This is a genomic window from Microbacterium sorbitolivorans (genome assembly GCF_003327285.1).
GTDB classification, from domain to species: Bacteria; Actinomycetota; Actinomycetes; order Actinomycetales; family Microbacteriaceae; genus Microbacterium; species Microbacterium sorbitolivorans.
The window spans coordinates 351,951-367,426 of the sequence record NZ_KZ848473.1 but is presented as its reverse complement, the minus strand read 5'-3'; the positions used below and the strand labels follow the sequence as shown (position 1 = coordinate 367,426).

Genomic DNA, 15,476 nt, shown 5'->3' with positions numbered 1-15,476 from the left:
TTCCGAGGTACTTTTTTGCCAGTCTACGCGGGTGCGTTGTGGATCGCGCCTGATTGCGCCCAGGTCCGTGCCGCCTCGCGCGCCGCCGGGGGCGAGAGCACCTCGACATCGCCGCCGCCGTATGCGGCGAGCCGCCTCGCGCCCGCGGGGCTCGCGAACGGAATGCTGGCGAAGGTGTCGGATCCGCTCTCGCGCAGCTCGGCGTGCACGAGGTAGTCGGCGAGCAGCGTGCGCATGCGCGTCGGGAACCGCAGCAGCGCGTCGACGTCGCCGTCGCCCCGCTCGAACAGCTCGCCGGGCCGCGAGCCCGTCTGCTCGGAAGAGTGCGTCGCGGTGTCGTCCGTCACCTCGAGCCCGCTCATCCGGTCGAGCAGGAAGGTTCGATCCCCCTCGCGCAGGTGGCACCAGCCCTGCAGGTACCACTGCCCGCCGGCGAGCAGCAGCCGCGCCGGATCTACGCGGCGCGCCATCGTCTCGCCGTCGGGCGTGCGGTAGTCGAAGGCGACGACCCGGCGCTCGCGCACGGCGCGCGAGATCTCCGAGCGGCGGTCATCGACGGGCTCGTCGACGACGACGGTGTCGGGGGTCGCCGTCGCGGATCCCTGCCCGAGCTTGTCGCGCAGCCGCGCGATCGTGTCGGCATCGGCCGCGCCGGGCAGCGCCGCGACGAGCTGGAGGCCCGCGATCAGCGCCGCCGACTCGCGCGACGTAAACCGCTGCACGCGATCGATCCCGACCGTCTGCGTGAGGCGCACCATGTCGTGATCCTCGAGCAGGTCCCAGTCGATGTCGAACATCTGGCCCGAGTAGTAGTCGCCGGCGGGCTCGCCCACGAGCGTGAGGTTCGTGAGCATCGCGCGCACCTCGGCGGGCGTCACGTCGAACGCCTCGGCGACCCGCAACACCGGCACGTCGTCGCGCTCGAGTAGCCAGGGCACGAGCGTCAGCACCGTGCGCACCCGGTCGGCCGACGCGACGGGCGTGCGCCGCTTCGCCTTCACAAGCGTGGCACCCTCGGCCGGCGCGAGGTCCGGATCCCCCGCGTGCACGCGCGCGACCCGTTCGAGCCGGTCGACGACGAGCGCGCGCAGCTCTGGCGGATCCACGACCCGCGCGTCGGGACCGTAGGACGCGAGCTCGTCGGCGAGGAGGTAGGCGTCGACGTACGGAACCTCGAAGACGCGGTCGGTCGCGGAGCTCGCGCGGCGGCCGAGCCGCAGCGCCGCCTCCGAGTCGGGCACCGCCTCGATCGTCGCGTGCTGGCGCGCCGCGACCTCGCGGAGCCCCGCGAGCGCCCGCTCGGCGGCCCCCGCGAGGAGCGACGGGTCGACCTGCGTGCCCGTGGTCGACACGGGCGAGACGATGCGGCTCAGCAGGAAGGTGCGCGGCTCCCCCACGCCCACGTCGAGGCCGTGCAGGTGCCAGCGGCCCTGAAACTGCACGAGCGCGAGGGGCTGCACGCGGCGCGTCCGCACCCGCTGGCTGCCGGGGCGAAGGTAGTCAAACCTCACCTCGTGCCGGCGGTCGATCGCCTCCTGCAGCGGGGCGAACGACTCGTCGCGCGCGCTCAGGCGGGGCGCGAAGCCCGTGATCGCCTCGTCGGTCTCGACGCCGAGCGCCCCGATCTTGCGCACCGCTGCCCTCGCCTCGCGCGACATCGTCGCCTCGGTCCAGGCATCGGCGGCGAGGCTCAGCACCGCGAGCTCGGCGGAATCGAACTCGAGGTCGTCCGGCAGCGCATTATCGTCCTGCGGGATCCGGTACCGCGCATCGCGCAGGTTCTGCGGGTTCTCGGGGTCGCCGATCACCTCGAGGCGCGTGCCGAGGGCCGCGAGGGTCTCCTTGTCGCGCTCGAACATGCGCTCGAGCGCCGGCTCGTCGGCGCCCGTGGCGACGCGTTCAACGTAGCCGCTCACCGAGCCGAAGATCTGCGCGCGCGTCAGCCCCTGGTCGGTGCTGAGCAACGCGACCGTGAGGCTGAGCATGCGCTCTGCCGCGCTGATCCGTTCTGCCACGCCGCCATCCTATGGCCGGGAGGAAAACTTACTGCGCGTCGACACCCAGCACGTCGATGACCGACACGGTCGCGGCGCCGCTGTCACCCGGCACGACCGTGACGACCTGCGAGCCGACCGTCGCGCCCTTGAGCGCGTCGGCGAAGCCGTCCGGCAGCTCGTCGAGCGTGGCGCTCGTGGGCGTGCCCGAGTCCCAGGTCGACGACGAGACCGAGGAGGTCTCCCAGTTAACGCTGGTGTAGTGCACCGTCACGGTGTCGCCGTCGGCGATCTCGTCGCCGTCGCCCTTGATGAGGGTCTCGGTCTTCTGCGAGGTCGGCGCCTTGGAGTTCGGGATCGTGATGCCGGGAACCCCGTCGTCGTTGCGCACGACGCTCGGCATGCCGCCGCCCGCGTTGTAGACGAGCGAGCCGTCGGCCGATGCGAGGTAGACGCGGTCGACGTCGATCACCGTGATGACGTTGCCGAGGTCAAAGTCGCTACCGTCGGTCGCGATGTAGGAGGGAAGCTGCGCGCCGAAGTCCTCGTTGATGCCGGTCTCGCCGAGCGCGGCGATGACGCGCGAGCCCTCGGCCGCGCACTGCAGCGCGTCGCCCAGGCCCGGAAGCATGTCCTGCCACGCCGAGATCGTCATCGCGGGAACGGGGCTGAGCGCCACGCTCTCCTGCGTCGCGGGGTTCACGAAGTCGACGCTCAGCACGACCGGCTGCTCGTCGCTCGTGACGACCGCGCCGTTACCCTCAACCTGGTCGTGGTACTGCACGCCCGTCGAGTGGAACGAGGCGGGCGCCTCGATCGTCGGGGTCTCGGTGAGGAAATCTCCCTCGACGCTCACAGAGCTGAGGGCCGAGCTCGCGCCGTCGGCGCGGCCGCATGCCGTGGAGGTCTCCGGGTCCTGCGCCTGCGCGCACCCGGCGAGGGCGAGCGCGGTGAGGCCGAGAACAGTGACTGCCGATGTCGTCTTACGCACCGGCACAGTCTACTGGCCCAAGAATATGGATCAGCCCACCGACGGGTCGCGCCGTGTCTCGGCCGCCCGGCGTGCGCCGGACGCGGCCTTCTCCGCATCGCGGATCCGCTTCCGCAGGTTCTTGTCGGTGATCTCGCGATCGCCGACGGATCCGGGGGTCCAGATCTCCTCGTCCTCGTCGCCGTAGCTGCGCTTGGACGCGCGGCGCTTGACCTCGGGGGTGACGGATCCGGGAGCGAGCTTGCGCGCGCTGATCAGGAAGCCCGTGTGGCCGACCATGCGGTGGTCGGGGCGCACGGCGAGGCCGTCGACGTGCCAGCCGCGCACCATCGTCTCGCTCGATTCCGGCTCGGTGAAGGCACCGAGGCCGCGGATGAACTCGGCGATGCGGCTCAGCTGGGTTGCGGTGGCGACGTAGCAGAGCACGACGCCGCCCGGCATGAGCGCGTCGCTCACGGCCGGGAGCACCTCCCATGGCGCGAGCATGTCGAGCACGACGCGGTCGACGGTGCCGTCCTCGATGTCGCGCGGCAGGGCCTCGGCGAGGTCGCCGTAGTGGATCTCCCACTGCTCGGGGATCTCGCCGAAGAACGTCTCGATGTTCGCCTGGGCGACCTCGGCGAACTCGGGCCGGCGCTCGAACGAGTGCAGGCGACCGCCCGCGCCGACGGCGCGGAGGAGCGACATCGACAGGGCGCCGGATCCGACGCCCGCCTCGACCACGACCGCGCCGGGGAAGATGTCGGCCTGCGAGACGATCTGGCCGGCGTCCTTCGGGTAGACGATCGCGGCGCCGCGCGGCATCGACATCACGAAGTCGCGCAGCAGCGGGCGCAGGCACAGGTACTCGTGGCCCTCGCTGTTCTCCACCACCGAGCCGTCCTCGCGGCCGACGATATCGCGGTGGCGCAGCACGCCGATGTGGGTGTGCAGTTCTCCCCCGTCGACGAGGGTCGTCGTCTGCAGCTTGCCCTTCGGGTCGGTCAGCTGTACGCGGTCGCCATAGACGAACGGGCCACGGGTCGCGGTCATGCGCGAGATTCCTTCCACAGGGTCGCAATGTCGTCCGCCGTGCGGCCGTCAAGCGTGTTCCAGATCGCGTGAGCGCCGTAGCCCTCGAGCGCGACGAGATTGGGGACGCCGAGAGACACGGCCCCCGACGACACCGCCGAGGTCAGCCCGGTCGGCGAATCCTCGATCGCGACGCAGTCCTCGATCGCGACCCCGAGCGCCCGTGCGCCCTCGAGGTACGGGTCCGGGAACGGCTTGGGTCGCGCGACGTCGTCGCCGCCGAGGACGGCGTCGAACGCGTCGAAGTCGATCAGCTGCGTCACGCGCTCGGCGAGGCGGTGGCGCGACATCGTGACGATGGCGGTCTTGACGCCCGCGGCGCGGAGGCTCCGCAGGAGCTCTTGCGCGCCCGGACGAAACGGCACGCCCTTGACGCGGATCTGCTCGATCACGCTATCGGTGAGGTGTTCGACGATGTCGTCGGCGTCCATCTGCACGCCGGCCTCCTGCAGGATCCGCGCGGAGGTCAGGAGGTCGTTGCCGACGAGACCGAGGGCATCCTCGTGCGTCCAGGTGCCGCCAAAGCGCTCGACGAGCGGCGTCTCGGCGGCGATCCAATACGGCTCGGTATCGACGAGAGTGCCATCCATGTCCCAGAGAACGGCCTTCGGGCCAGCCAGTGTTGTCACCGCACCAGCCTAGGGGCAGGATCCTGCCGTTAGCCTTGAAGGATGGACGACAGCATTCAGCAGGCCCTCGGCCCGAGGATCGCGGTCGCCGCATTCGACGGCTGGAACGATGCCGGCGAAGCCGCGTCCCAGACCGTTTCGGTGTTGCGAGAGGCCTACCCGAGCGTCGAGATCGCCTCGGTTGATCCCGAGCTCTTCTTCGACTACCAGTACAACCGCCCCGCCATCCGCATGGACGGCGAGGGGCGCCGGCGCATCGAGTGGCCGGAGGCGGCGCTCTACCGGCCCGAGGATCCGGCGGGGTTCTGGACGGTGCGCGGCGTCGAGCCGGCGCGCGCCTGGCGCGCCTTCACGAGCGAGTTCGTCGACGCGCTCCTGGCAGAGGACGTCACGGGCTTCATCGCGATCGGCGCGATGATGAGCGACGTGCCGCACACGCGCCCGATCGCGGTCCACGCGACGAGCGACAACAAGCTCCTGCGCAACCAGCTCGAGATCGACCGCAACCGCTACGAGGGCCCCACCGGGATCCTCGGCGTGCTGAGCGAGGCGACCGAGCGCGCGGGCATCCCGACGATGTCGCTGTGGGCCAGCGTGCCCCACTACGTGGCCGGCACGACGCCCTCGCCCAAGGCGACCCTCGCGCTGCTCGAGCGCATCGGCGAGATCACGGGGCGCGAGTTCCCGCTCGGCACCCTGCCGACCGAGGCGGCCGCGTGGGAGGCCACGGTCGATGCCGCGGCCGCCGACGACGACGAGATGCGCGACTACATTCACCAGCTCGAGGAGGCCCGCGACACGTGGGACTCCCCCGAGGCGTCGGGCGACGCGATCGCCCAGGCGTTCGAGAAGTTCCTGCGCGACGGGCGACCGCCCAAGGGCTAGCCCCAACTCAAAACGGCACCGGATCCGCGTGGACCCGGTGCCGTTTTCGTTGCGCCGTTACGCGTCGGCGTTCGCGAAGGGGTCGAGCACCCCGGTGCCGAGCAGGATCATGAGCAGCGCGCCGAGGGCGACGCGGTAGACCACGAACGGCATGAAGCTGCCGCGCTCGAGGTAGCGCATGAGGTAGGCGATGACGGCCCAGCCGACGACGAAGGCGACGATCGTCGCGACGATCGTGCCGCTCCAGCCGTAGGGGCCGGGGTCGGCGCTCTCGATGCCGTGCAGCACCTCGAAGAGGCCGGACCCGAGGACCGCGGGGATCGCCATGAGGAACGAGAACTCCGCGGCGGTCGTGCGCTTGAAGCCGAAGAGACGCGCGGCGGTCGTGGTCGCGCCGGAGCGCGAGACGCCGGGGATCAGGGCGAGCGCCTGCGCGATGCCGATCGTGATGCCCTGCGGGTACGTCACGTCGGCCTCGTCGAGCCTGCGGGCACTGAAGCGGTCGGCGGCGCCGAGGATGAGGCCGAAGACGATCAGCACCGCGGCGACGAGCCACAGGTTACGGAACGGCTCGCGGATGTAGTCCTGCAGCGTGTAGCCGAGCACGCCGATCGGGATCGACGCGACGATGACGAGCCAGCCCATGCGGGCCTCGGGGTCGTTACGCGGTACCTTGCCGGCGAGCGAGAGCGCCCACTGCTTGACGATGCGCACGATCTTCGTCCAGAAGAACACGAGAACCGCGAGCTCGGTACCGATCTGCGTGATGGCGGTGAAGGTCGCGCCGGGGTCCGCCTGCGAGGGGAGCAGCACACCCACGATGCGGATGTGCGCGCTAGAAGAGACCGGCAGGAACTCGGTGAGTCCCTGCACGAGCCCGAGGATGATGGCCTCGATAAGGTGCATTCGGGTCTTTCTGAGGGTCAGTAGGTGCGGATGAGATCGGTCAGAACGCGCTGGCCGAAGACGAGGGCGTCGAGCGGCACGCGCTCGTCGACGCCGTGGAACATGCCCGTGAAGTCGAGGTCGCGGGGCAGCTTGAGCGGCGCGAAGCCGTAGCCCGTAATGCCGATCGTCGCGAGCGCCTTGTTGTCGGTGCCCGCGCCCAGCAGGTACGGCAACACGGGGACACCCGGGTCGTGGGTCTCGATCGCGCCGACCATCGCCTCGACGAGGGCGCCCTCGAAGGGCACCTCGAGGCCGATATCGCGGTGGAACATGCCGATCTCGATGTCGTCGCCGACGAGCGCCTGAATCTCGTCGAGCACGCGGTCCTCCGTGCCGGGGAGCACGCGCACGTCGACGGTCGCCTCGGCGGCATCGGGGATGACGTTGTGCTTGTATCCGGCGGTCAGGCCCGTCGGGTTCGTGGTCGTGCGCCACGTCGAGGCGAGGAACGCCTCGGCCGGGCCCGCAAGCGACGCGAGCTCATCGGGATCCTCGATGTCAGATCCGCAGACGCCGCGCATGCCGTCGAGGAGCGCGCGCGTCGTGTCGGTGAGCTCGACGGGCCACGTCGCGGTGCCGATCTTCTCGATCGCCGCCGCGAGGCGCGTGATCGCGTTGTCCCGGTGCACGCGGCTGCCGTGACCGGCGCGGCCGCGGGCGCGCAGCGTGATCCACATGAGCGCCTTCTCACCGACCTGCAGCAGGTAGGCGCTCTTGTCCCCGACGGGGATAGAGTAGCCGCCGACCTCGCTGATCGCCTCGGTCGCGCCCGCGAACCACTCGGGCCGGTCCTTCACGACGAGCGCGGATCCCTCGACGCCACCGTTCTCCTCGTCGGCGAAGAAGACGAGGATGAGGTCGCGCTCGGGTTGCTCGCCGCGGCGGATCATGTCGGCGATCGACGCGAGAATCATCGCGTCCATGTTCTTCATGTCGACCGCGCCACGGCCCCAAAGCAGGCCGTCCCTGATCTCGCCCGCAAACGGATCCACCGACCAGTCGTCGGCGACCGCCGGGACGACATCGAGGTGCCCGTGCAGCACGAGGGCGGGCTTGTCGGGGTTCCTCCCCGCGACGCGTGCCATCACGTTGGTGCGGCGATCGATGGGCTCGTAGTACTCGGGCTCAAGCCCCAGGCTCTCGAGGAAGGCGCCGACGTATTCGGCAGCCTCGCGCTCGCCCTTCGACCGGCCGCCGCCGTAGTTCGTCGTGTCGATGCGAATCAGATCGCGCGCGATGCGCACAACCTCGGGAAGTTGCTCCTCAGACATGCGCTCCAGGCTACCCGCGCGACCTGTCTACGCCCGCCAGGTAGGCGGCGCGGCCGGGGCGTCGTCGAAGATCTGCCCGATCGGGGTGCGCTTCTCGGCCTGGAAGTCGTCGTGTTCGCGGCCCAGCGCCCAGTACGCCGAGTACGACATGTGCGAGCGCGGGATCCCCCACTCATTGTGGATGAGCGGGCGCAGGCGCTTCATCGCCGCGCGCTCCCCGTGCGCGAAGACGTCGACGGTGCCGACGGGCGCGTCGAGCGCCTCGACGGCGGCGACCATCGCGGATCCGTAGCCGGCACCGTCGCGGTGTAGCCAGTTAATCTCGACGCCGGCGGGCACTTCGAGGGGCATCTCGTCGTCGACCGACTCGACCTCGATGTAGGCGCGGCCGCGCGCGTCGGCCGGGAGCTGCTCGATCGCCGCGGCGATCGCGGGCAGCGCCGACTCGTCGCCGATGAAGAGGTGCTCGTCGACGTCGCCGTTCGGCGCGTATCCGCCGCCGGGGCCGGGGATGACGACCTTGTCGCCCGCCTGCGCGCGCTCGGCCCACGGGCCGGCGACCCCCACGTCGCCGTGCGCGACGAAGTCGATCGCGATCGTGCGCGCCTCGAGGTCGATCTTGCGGATCGTGTAGGTGCGGCGCACGGGCATGTCCTCGGGCGCCAGCGTCTCGCGGAGAGCGTCCATGTCGTACGGCGGCTCGAGGCCGAGCTCGGGCCGCGCGAACAGCATCTTCACGTAGGTGTCGGTCGACGCGCGCTCGTCCGCGTCTCGAGCGAAGGCATCGAAATCGGGCCCTCCGAACCACACGCGGATCATGTGCGGGGTCACGTGTTCCGTCGACACGACGTCGAAGACGTACTGGGGGCGACGGGGCTTCTGATCGGTCATCACCACAACTCTCGCACATCCAGATAAGGGGAGCCTCACTTTGTCCGATGAACACTTTCCGTCATCGGGAGAAACCCCGCCTCGATAGCCTCAAGGCATGTTCACCTGGATTCTCCGCATTGTGTGGTTCGCCCTCAGCGCGTTCCTCGTCACCCGGATTTACGAGAGCCTCTTCTCGCACGACCAGACGACGTCAATCTTCCCGTTCGCGAGCGCCATCGGAGAGGTCGACGTCGCGTTCCTCGTCGCCGGCGTCTTCTGGGGCCTCCTACTCACGTTCGGCCTCTTCAGCAACAGCATCGGCTCGGCCCTCCGCAGCACCAGCCCGGGCCCCGGATCCGGCCCCGCGCAGATCGCGCCGGGAACCATCGTCGAGGTGCGCCGCACGGGCCTCACCGTCAACGACGTGCCGCAGTACGAGATCTTCCTCGAGATCGAGCCCATCGACGGCGAGCCGTTCGTGTCGAGCCTCAAGCAGCTCGTCGACGCCGCCGAGGCGGCGCACCTGCAGCCGGGCGGCCTGCTCGCCGTTAGCTATTCCGAGGCCAATCGCGACCGGATCGCGCTCGCGGATCCGCAATCGCGCGAGGTCGAACAGATGATGCTCCGCTGGCGCATCTCGCACGGCCTGATCCTGCCCGAGCTGATCGCGGCCCGCACGCGCGGCGTCTCGCAGCCCGCGAGCGTCCTCGCGCTGCGCCCGACGGGCGAGCGCAAGGCCGGCCAGGTGCAGGTCACGGCCCGCCTCCTGGTCATGCCGACCGACGGGACCGATCAGTTCGAGGCCGACTCGACGATCTTCCTCCACCCCGAGGCACTCTCGCGGGTGCAGGTCGGATCCCCCGTCTTCGCGATGTACGAACCGTCGCGCCCCGATCTTGTCCACATGACGATTCAGCGTCAGGAGACCCTCGCATGAACGTGCTCGACACCCTCATCTGGCTGGTGAACTACCCCGCCACGCACGCCTACGAGATGGTCTTCCTCGGAGCCTTCTCGGCCCTCGGCCTCATCGGCGCCTCCCGGTCGTCGACGCCGAAGCTCTCCCGCCTCGCGCAGCTCCGCGCGGAGCGCGGCCAGGCCCCCACCGAGATCCCCGCCCGCGTCCGCGTGGGCGCCGCGATCAAGGCCTGGTTCTTCCGGCTACTCTCGATCGTCGTGCTCTCGGGCCTCGCGATCGGCATCGCGAGCCTCATCTTCGGCCCGATTACCCGCGCCTACATCTTCAACAACGGCGAGCAGGCCATCGCCACGCAGGGCGACGGCCTCAACGGCGGCATCACCTTCACGGCCGACGACGGCGAGACCTACACCGTCAACCTGCCGTTCTTCTCGCCGCCGACCTATCCCGAGCGCGACGCCTTTGTGTCGGGCGCCGACCAGCTCGTGGTGCGCTACCTGCCCGGCCACCCGCAGGCCTACGTCGTCGACACCGACGAGTCGGTCGACGCCTGGGGCGACCCGATCAGCGAGTAGCCGGATCCGGTAGCAACGAATAAACCCCGCGCATCGCGAGGGGTTTATTCGTTGCGTTGCTTATTCTGCGATCGTGACGCCGTTTGCCCTCAGGTGCTCGAGCACGCGGTCCATGTCGGCCTCGTCCGGGATCCCGTCAAGGACCTTGCCCATGATCGCCTGCGCGTCCTCCATCTCGACCTCGCGGTCGGCGTCGGCGATCTCGACGAGCTTCTCGGCGACGCGCGTGACCTCGTCGTCGGTCAGGCGTCGGCGCAGCAGCGCGAGCACCGGTACATAGTCGTTCGACGGGACGCCCTCGGGGTACCCGATCCGCAGCCAGTCGACAACGCGCTCGACGATGCTGGGGCGCACCGGCTCAACAACGTCCTCGCTCGCCGCTTGTGCCCACCCCTCGCGAGCCTCGTCGGCACTCGGCACGCCGAGCTCGAGGGGCTCGTCGACCTTGTCGGCCAGCCGCATCGCCTTCCCGCTCAGCGGCCATCCTCCGGAGGCGAGCTGCGCCGCCACCTGACGGATGTCGGCTTCCGCGGGCTCCTCACGCGTGAAGCGTTCGATCGCATCGCGGATGTGCCGCACGCGAACCTTCTTCTTCTCCTCCGCGATCAGCTCCGCGACGATCTTGACGTAGTCGTCGTCGGAGAGCGTGCGCCGAAGGAGGGCGAGCAGCGGGAAGCTGTCCTTGGGCGGGACGCCCTCCGGATAGCCGGCGCGCAGCCAGTTGAGAACAGATGCGATCAGGCCTTCAGCCATGTCAGCCTCCAAAAAGAGTGATGCCGAAGTAGTGACCGAGGGAGTGCCTCGTCACGAAGAGCACGCCCGCGAGCACTGCGAGAATCACGACAGCGTACAGCACGTATGCGCCGATCGTCGCGATCGGCTTGCGCCGCTCGATCGTGCCGTCTTCCGCGGCGCCGCTGCCGATCGCGTGCAGGCGCATGCCGAGCGCGAAGAGCGCGGGAAGGCCCGCACCGAGGAGGAGGCCGGCGCCGAGGACGCGGAGGGCCGAGATGCCGATTTCAGCGAAATTGATGTCCATGGTCGTTACTCCCGAGGATCAGCGAGCGGAATCGGCGGGGACGTTGTCGTCCCAGTCGGCGTTGACGTTGGAGGCATCGACCTTCTGCTTACGGCTGTGCAAATACATGTAGAGCGATGCGAACACGAGGATCACGAAGACAGTGATCGCGCCGGCGAGACCGCCGATGCCGTTTTCGAGGAAGAAGCAGATCGCGCCCATGATGCCCGCGGCGGGCATCGTGATGAGCCACGCCGACGCCATGCGGCCGGCGACGCCCCAGCGCACCTGCGCTCCCGGCTTGCCGACACCGGATCCGAGGATCGAGCCCGTCGCGACGTGCGTCGTCGACAGGGCCATGCCGAAGGTCGACGAGGTCAGGATGATGGCGGCCGACGATGCCTCAGCGGCCATGCCCTGCGGCGAGTCGATCTCGACGAGGCCCTTGCCGAGCGTGCGGATGATGCGCCAGCCGCCGAGATAGGTTCCGAGCGCGATCGCGAGGCCGCAGACGAAGATGATCCACACTGGCAGGCCGTGCTCTTCGATGTTCGTCGTCGTCAGCGAGCCGTGTGCGATCAGGGCGAGCGCGATGACGCCCATCGTCTTCTGCGCGTCGCCCGTGCCGTGGGCGAGCGAGACGAGCGATGCCGTGCCAATCTGCCCCCAGCGGAAGCCCGTCTCGCGACGCTTGGCGTCGACGCGCTTCGTGACGGCGTAGACGAGCCAGGTACCGATCGCGGCGATCGCACAGGCGATCGCCGGCGAGAGGAAGGCGGGAACGACAACCTTCGCCATGATGCCGCCCCAGTTCACGCCCGCGGTGCCGATGCCGGCGAGGCCCGCGCCGATGAGGCCGCCGAAGAGCGCGTGCGACGAGCTCGACGGGAGGCCGAGCAGCCAGGTCATGAGGTTCCAGAGGATGCCGCCGACGAGACCCGCGAAGATGATCATCATCGCGGTCTGCGGATCCAGCCCCAGGGCGAGATCTCCCGTGTCGGTCTGGATGTTGAGGACATCTCGCGTGATGGTCGCGGCGACCTCCACCGAGAGGAAGGCGCCCACGAGGTTGAGGATCGCCGACAGCGTGACGGCGGCCTTCGGTTTCAGGGCGCCGGTCGCGATGGACGTGGCCATCGCGTTTCCGGTGTCATGGAACCCATTTGTGAAGTCGAAAGCGATCGCCGTGACGATCACCAGGATCAAGATGAGGAGCTCACCGGACATGTACTCCATCGTCGCAGAACCAAGCCTGTAAATATCACCGATCATAGGAATTCCACCAGGCTGTTTGCCAAATGTTCACCTAATCGCCGTGGCCCGTACAGCGACCGATGCCCCTCACTCGTCGGCGAGCGGTTCCTTCGGCAACTTGCGCACCTTGGCTCGGCGCTTCCGGCGCTCGGGGATCATGCCGCGCATCTCGTCGAGCTTGCCGAAGCAGAGCAGGCGGTCACCGGACTCGAGCACCACGTGCTTGCGCGGGTTGGGGATGACCTGCGCGCCGCGGTGCAGCGTGAGCACCGTGATGTCGCGCTCCCACAGCCCCAGCTCGCCCAGCTCCTTGCCGATCTGGCCGTAGCTGGCGTTCGGCACGAGCTCGGCGACGCCGTAGCCCGTCGAGACGCTGAGGCGCTGGCGCACGTCGATGTCGGGGAAGTCAACCTGCGACGCGATGTAGTCGACGATCGCGCCCGCGACGTCGAGCCCGGTCGCGGCCTCGATACCCTGCAGGCCGGGCGAGGAGTTGACCTCCATGACGAGGGGCCCGTCGTTGCCCTCGAGCATGTCAACGCCCGCGACGCGCAGGCCCATGATCTGCGCGGAACGCACGGCGGTCTGCTCGTACTCGGGGCTCAGCGTCACGGCCTCGACGCGGCCGCCGCGGTGCACGTTCGAGCGGAACTCGTCGCCCTCCGCAACGCGGCGCATGGCCGCGACGACGCGGTCACCGACCACGAGCGCGCGGATGTCACGCCCGCGGCTCTCCGAGATGAACTTCTGGATCAGCACGTTCTGGTTCGTCGAGTGGAGCGTCTCGATGATCGCCTCGGCGACCTTTACCTGCGGCGCGAGGATGACGCCGATGCCCTGGGTGCCCTCGAGCAGCTTGATCACGACGGGCGCCCCACCGACGCGCTCGATCGCCTGGCGCACGTCGGCACGGTTGCGCACGAATGCGGTCGCGGGCATCGCGATGTTGTGGCGCGAGAGGATCTGGTTCGCACGCAGCTTGTCGCGCGCGCTCTGGATCCCGTTCGCCGTGTTCGGCGTGTACACGTCCATCTGCTCGAACTGGCGCACGACGGCGGTGCCGAAGTAGGTGATCGAGGATCCGATGCGCGGCAGGATCGCGTCGTAATCGCTCAGCTGCTTGCCGCGGTACAGCAGGTCAGGTTCATCCGAGGTGAGGTCGATCGCGAAGCGCAAGGTGTTCAACACCTTGACGTTGTGACCGCGCTGAACGGCGGCCGCGCGAAGGCGCTGCGTCGAGTACGACTGCGGGGCTCGAGAGAGCACGGCGATCTTCACGGATTTCTCCTGTCAAGATAGGGGGGTGGTTCGATCTCATTCAAACACGACAACGGGCTGGCGAGAGTGGGTGTCGCTGCCCGATCTTGGCGTGGACTGGATCAAGGCCAAGATCGACACCGGCGCCCGGACGTCGGCGCTCCATGCCTTCGAGATCGTCGAGTTCGAGCGCGACGGCACGCCGTGGGTCAGATTCAAGATCAAGCCGTGGCAGGACAGCCAGGAGGACGCGCGCGTCGTCGAGTGCCCCGTGCACGATCGCCGCGTCGTGCGGAGCTCGTCGGGCCACAAGCAGAAGCGCTACGTCATCAAGCTGCGGCTGATAATGGTGGGCCGCGAGGTGAACGCCGAGGTGACGCTCACGAACCGCGACAAGATGGGCTTCCGCATGCTCATTGGCCGCGAGGCGCTCAAGCGCGGGTACGTCGTGGATCCGGCGCGCTCGTTCCTCGGCGGCCGCGCGCCCGGCGCGACGCGCCGCCGCAACCGCGGCAAAGCCTAAGCCTCCCTCACTCCCCCGGCGCGGGCTCGACGGCGAGCCAGCCGGGCTCGAGTAGCGCGAACGTCGCGTCGAGCACGACGAGCGGGTCGTCACTCACGTCGACGACGCTCCACGATTCCAAGACGAAGTGCGCGAAGAGGTGGATCCGCGGATCCCGCGGGTCGGCACCGAGCTCGTCCGCGATCGCCGCGGCGAGCGCACCCTCGTGACGCAGCCACATGGCGCGCTCGTAGGCCACGAGCGCGGGCTCTCGGATCGCTTCGGCCGCCGCCCCGTCATCATCGTCGCGGCGTTCAGGGCCGTGGCCGGCTACGTCGTCTTCGGCATCGGCGGCGCGCTCTGGATCCTGCTGCTCGGCCGCATCATCCAGGGCATCACGGCCGGTGACATGCCCGCGCTCTTCGCCTACGCGGCCGACATCACGCCGCCCGAGCAGCGCGCCAAGCGCTTCGGGCTGCTGGGCGCGCTGAACGGCATCGGCTTCATGGTCGGCCCCGCGCTCGGCGGCCTGCTCGCCGGGATCGACGTGCGGCTACCGGTGTTCGCCACGGCGGCCGTCGCCCTCATCGTCGCGCTCGTCGCGATCTTCCTCCTGCCGGAATCGCTCGCGCCATCAAACCGCGCGTCGAAGTTCGACCTCGGGAGCCTCCACCCCGTGGGGGTCATCTCCGACGCGCTCCGGCGGCGAGAGCTCCGCGGCCTCCTCGTCGCGCTCGCGCTCCTCACGCTGCCGTTCACGTTCTTCTCGAGTAACTTCAGCGTGCTCGCCATCGATACCGTCTCATGGACCGCGACGCAGGTGGGCCTGCTCCTCGCGGTCATCGGCGTCGTCGACGTCGTCGTGAAGGGCGGCCTCCTCGCCTTCCTCCTCCCCCGCATCGGCGAACGCCGCACGATCCTCATCGGCATCGTCGGCCAGGCCGCCGGCCTCGCCGTGCTCGCCCTCGTCGCCTCGGTTCTGGCGCAGCCCTGGATCCTCGTCCTCGGCGTGCTCATGCTCGGCGGCTTCCAGGGCCTCACCCAGGCACCGCTCGACGGCCTCGTCTCGAGCGCCGCGGGCGACGACGAGCAGGGCCGCGTGGCCGGTGCGCTGCAGTCGATCACCTCGGGGATCCAGATGATCGGCCCGCTCCTCGCGGGCGTGCTCTACACGGGAGTCGCGCACGCCACGCCCTACGCGATCGGGTTTGCTCTCGCGATCGCCGCCGGCGTCGTGTTCGTGCGGGCGGCGGGCGCGCGGAACCCGGTGCCCGTCGCCTCTCGATAGG

General features: G+C 69.4%; 17 protein-coding genes. 5 read left to right on the top strand and 12 right to left on the bottom strand.

The features are described from left to right. Nucleotides 1–23: 23 nt before the first annotated feature. From DTO57_RS01895 to DTO57_RS01880, 4 genes are read right to left on the bottom strand one after another with little or no spacing between them, the layout of a single operon-like run. Complete coding sequence (locus DTO57_RS01895) at nucleotides 24–2,015, bottom strand: helix-turn-helix transcriptional regulator (protein ID WP_114116526.1); 1,992 nt, start codon at nucleotides 2,013–2,015, stop codon at nucleotides 24–26. Between the two features lie 28 nt (nucleotides 2,016–2,043). Then, complete coding sequence (locus DTO57_RS01890) at nucleotides 2,044–2,985, bottom strand: FKBP-type peptidyl-prolyl cis-trans isomerase (protein ID WP_114116525.1); 942 nt, start codon at nucleotides 2,983–2,985, stop codon at nucleotides 2,044–2,046. Nucleotides 2,986–3,015: 30 nt separating this feature from the next. Next, nucleotides 3,016–4,017: a tRNA (adenine-N1)-methyltransferase gene (locus DTO57_RS01885; RefSeq protein WP_114116524.1), complete on the bottom strand. Its 1,002-nt coding sequence runs from the start codon at nucleotides 4,015–4,017 to the stop codon at nucleotides 3,016–3,018. Beyond that, a complete protein-coding gene (locus DTO57_RS01880) occupies nucleotides 4,014–4,685 on the bottom strand; it encodes an HAD family hydrolase (protein WP_373285625.1) in 672 nt (223 codons plus the stop codon). The genes DTO57_RS01885 and DTO57_RS01880 overlap by 4 nt, the downstream gene beginning before the upstream one ends. Nucleotides 4,686–4,727: 42 nt before the next feature. Between DTO57_RS01880 and DTO57_RS01875 the strand changes: the two genes are divergently transcribed. Beyond that, entirely contained in the window at nucleotides 4,728–5,570 is an 843-nt protein-coding gene (locus DTO57_RS01875; protein ID WP_114116522.1) for a PAC2 family protein, read from the top strand. Nucleotides 5,571–5,627: 57 nt separating this feature from the next. Here DTO57_RS01875 and DTO57_RS01870 read toward each other — a convergent pair whose 3' ends face one another. Genes DTO57_RS01870 through DTO57_RS01860 form a run of 3 tightly spaced genes read right to left on the bottom strand, consistent with a single transcriptional unit; the run spans nucleotide 5,628 to nucleotide 8,680 of the window. After that, on the bottom strand, nucleotides 5,628–6,476 hold the full coding sequence (locus DTO57_RS01870; protein ID WP_114116521.1) for an undecaprenyl-diphosphate phosphatase: 849 nt from the start codon (nucleotides 6,474–6,476) through the stop codon (nucleotides 5,628–5,630). Nucleotides 6,477–6,493: 17 nt separating this feature from the next. Beyond that, entirely contained in the window at nucleotides 6,494–7,789 is a 1,296-nt protein-coding gene (locus tag DTO57_RS01865) for a M20/M25/M40 family metallo-hydrolase (protein WP_114116520.1), read from the bottom strand. Between the two features lie 27 nt (nucleotides 7,790–7,816). Next, nucleotides 7,817–8,680 carry a siderophore-interacting protein gene (locus DTO57_RS01860; protein WP_114117247.1) on the bottom strand — a complete coding sequence of 288 codons (864 nt, stop codon included), beginning with the start codon at nucleotides 8,678–8,680 and terminating at the stop codon, nucleotides 7,817–7,819. A 97-nt stretch (nucleotides 8,681–8,777) separates the two neighbouring features. Here DTO57_RS01860 and DTO57_RS01855 point away from each other — a divergent pair, with 97 nt between their 5' ends. Both DTO57_RS01855 and DTO57_RS01850 read left to right on the top strand, forming a co-directional pair. Then, on the top strand, nucleotides 8,778–9,599 hold the full coding sequence (locus DTO57_RS01855; RefSeq protein ID WP_114116519.1) for a hypothetical protein: 822 nt from the start codon (nucleotides 8,778–8,780) through the stop codon (nucleotides 9,597–9,599). Further along, entirely contained in the window at nucleotides 9,596–10,156 is a 561-nt protein-coding gene (locus DTO57_RS01850; RefSeq protein ID WP_114116518.1) for a hypothetical protein, read from the top strand. Before DTO57_RS01855 ends, DTO57_RS01850 begins: the two co-directional genes overlap by 4 nt. Before the next feature lie 60 nt (nucleotides 10,157–10,216). Here DTO57_RS01850 and DTO57_RS14530 read toward each other — a convergent pair whose 3' ends face one another. The 4 genes from DTO57_RS14530 to DTO57_RS01825 form a co-directional block, all read right to left on the bottom strand. Continuing rightward, nucleotides 10,217–10,909 carry a DUF3349 domain-containing protein gene (locus DTO57_RS14530; protein ID WP_222843214.1) on the bottom strand — a complete coding sequence of 231 codons (693 nt, stop codon included), beginning with the start codon at nucleotides 10,907–10,909 and terminating at the stop codon, nucleotides 10,217–10,219. 1 nt (nucleotide 10,910) lies between these two features. After that, nucleotides 10,911–11,195: a hypothetical protein gene (locus DTO57_RS01835; RefSeq protein WP_114116517.1), complete on the bottom strand. Its 285-nt coding sequence runs from the start codon at nucleotides 11,193–11,195 to the stop codon at nucleotides 10,911–10,913. Nucleotides 11,196–11,213: 18 nt separating this feature from the next. Beyond that, on the bottom strand, nucleotides 11,214–12,401 hold the full coding sequence (locus DTO57_RS01830) for an inorganic phosphate transporter (RefSeq protein WP_114117245.1): 1,188 nt from the start codon (nucleotides 12,399–12,401) through the stop codon (nucleotides 11,214–11,216). A gap of 114 nt (nucleotides 12,402–12,515) precedes the next feature. Next, nucleotides 12,516–13,706, bottom strand: a complete 1,191-nt coding sequence (locus DTO57_RS01825; RefSeq protein WP_114116516.1) for a RimK family alpha-L-glutamate ligase — start codon at nucleotides 13,704–13,706, stop codon at nucleotides 12,516–12,518. Between the two features lie 25 nt (nucleotides 13,707–13,731). Between DTO57_RS01825 and DTO57_RS01820 the strand changes: the two genes are divergently transcribed. Then, a complete protein-coding gene (locus tag DTO57_RS01820) occupies nucleotides 13,732–14,208 on the top strand; it encodes an ATP-dependent zinc protease family protein (protein ID WP_114116515.1) in 477 nt (158 codons plus the stop codon). Between the two features lie 7 nt (nucleotides 14,209–14,215). Here the strand turns inward: DTO57_RS01820 and DTO57_RS01815 are convergent, their stop codons facing one another. Beyond that, entirely contained in the window at nucleotides 14,216–14,428 is a 213-nt protein-coding gene (locus DTO57_RS01815) for a hypothetical protein (RefSeq protein WP_114116514.1), read from the bottom strand. Between DTO57_RS01815 and DTO57_RS01810 the strand changes: the two genes are divergently transcribed. Beyond that, entirely contained in the window at nucleotides 14,414–15,475 is a 1,062-nt protein-coding gene (locus DTO57_RS01810; RefSeq protein ID WP_229730338.1) for an MFS transporter, read from the top strand. The two genes, DTO57_RS01815 and DTO57_RS01810, sit on opposite strands and share 15 nt — an antisense overlap. The last annotated feature ends 1 nt before the right edge of the window (nucleotide 15,476 follow it).

Excerpts from the sequence above, each read along its gene's own strand:
- DTO57_RS01885 (WP_114116524.1), bottom strand. The coding sequence starts at position 4,017 with ATGACCGCGACCCGTGGCCCGTTCGTCTATGGCGACCGCGTACAGCTG.
- DTO57_RS01875 (WP_114116522.1), top strand. The coding sequence starts at position 4,728 with ATGGACGACAGCATTCAGCAGGCCCTCGGCCCGAGGATCGCGGTCGCC.
- DTO57_RS01870 (WP_114116521.1), bottom strand. The coding sequence starts at position 6,476 with ATGCACCTTATCGAGGCCATCATCCTCGGGCTCGTGCAGGGACTCACC.
- DTO57_RS01865 (WP_114116520.1), bottom strand. The coding sequence starts at position 7,789 with ATGTCTGAGGAGCAACTTCCCGAGGTTGTGCGCATCGCGCGCGATCTG.
- DTO57_RS01860 (WP_114117247.1), bottom strand. The coding sequence starts at position 8,680 with ATGACCGATCAGAAGCCCCGTCGCCCCCAGTACGTCTTCGACGTCGTG.
- DTO57_RS01855 (WP_114116519.1), top strand. The coding sequence starts at position 8,778 with ATGTTCACCTGGATTCTCCGCATTGTGTGGTTCGCCCTCAGCGCGTTC.
- DTO57_RS01850 (WP_114116518.1), top strand. The coding sequence starts at position 9,596 with ATGAACGTGCTCGACACCCTCATCTGGCTGGTGAACTACCCCGCCACG.
- DTO57_RS14530 (WP_222843214.1), bottom strand. The coding sequence starts at position 10,909 with ATGGCTGAAGGCCTGATCGCATCTGTTCTCAACTGGCTGCGCGCCGGC.
- DTO57_RS01835 (WP_114116517.1), bottom strand. The coding sequence starts at position 11,195 with ATGGACATCAATTTCGCTGAAATCGGCATCTCGGCCCTCCGCGTCCTC.
- DTO57_RS01830 (WP_114117245.1), bottom strand. The coding sequence starts at position 12,401 with ATGTCCGGTGAGCTCCTCATCTTGATCCTGGTGATCGTCACGGCGATC.
- DTO57_RS01815 (WP_114116514.1), bottom strand. The coding sequence starts at position 14,428 with ATGTGGCTGCGTCACGAGGGTGCGCTCGCCGCGGCGATCGCGGACGAG.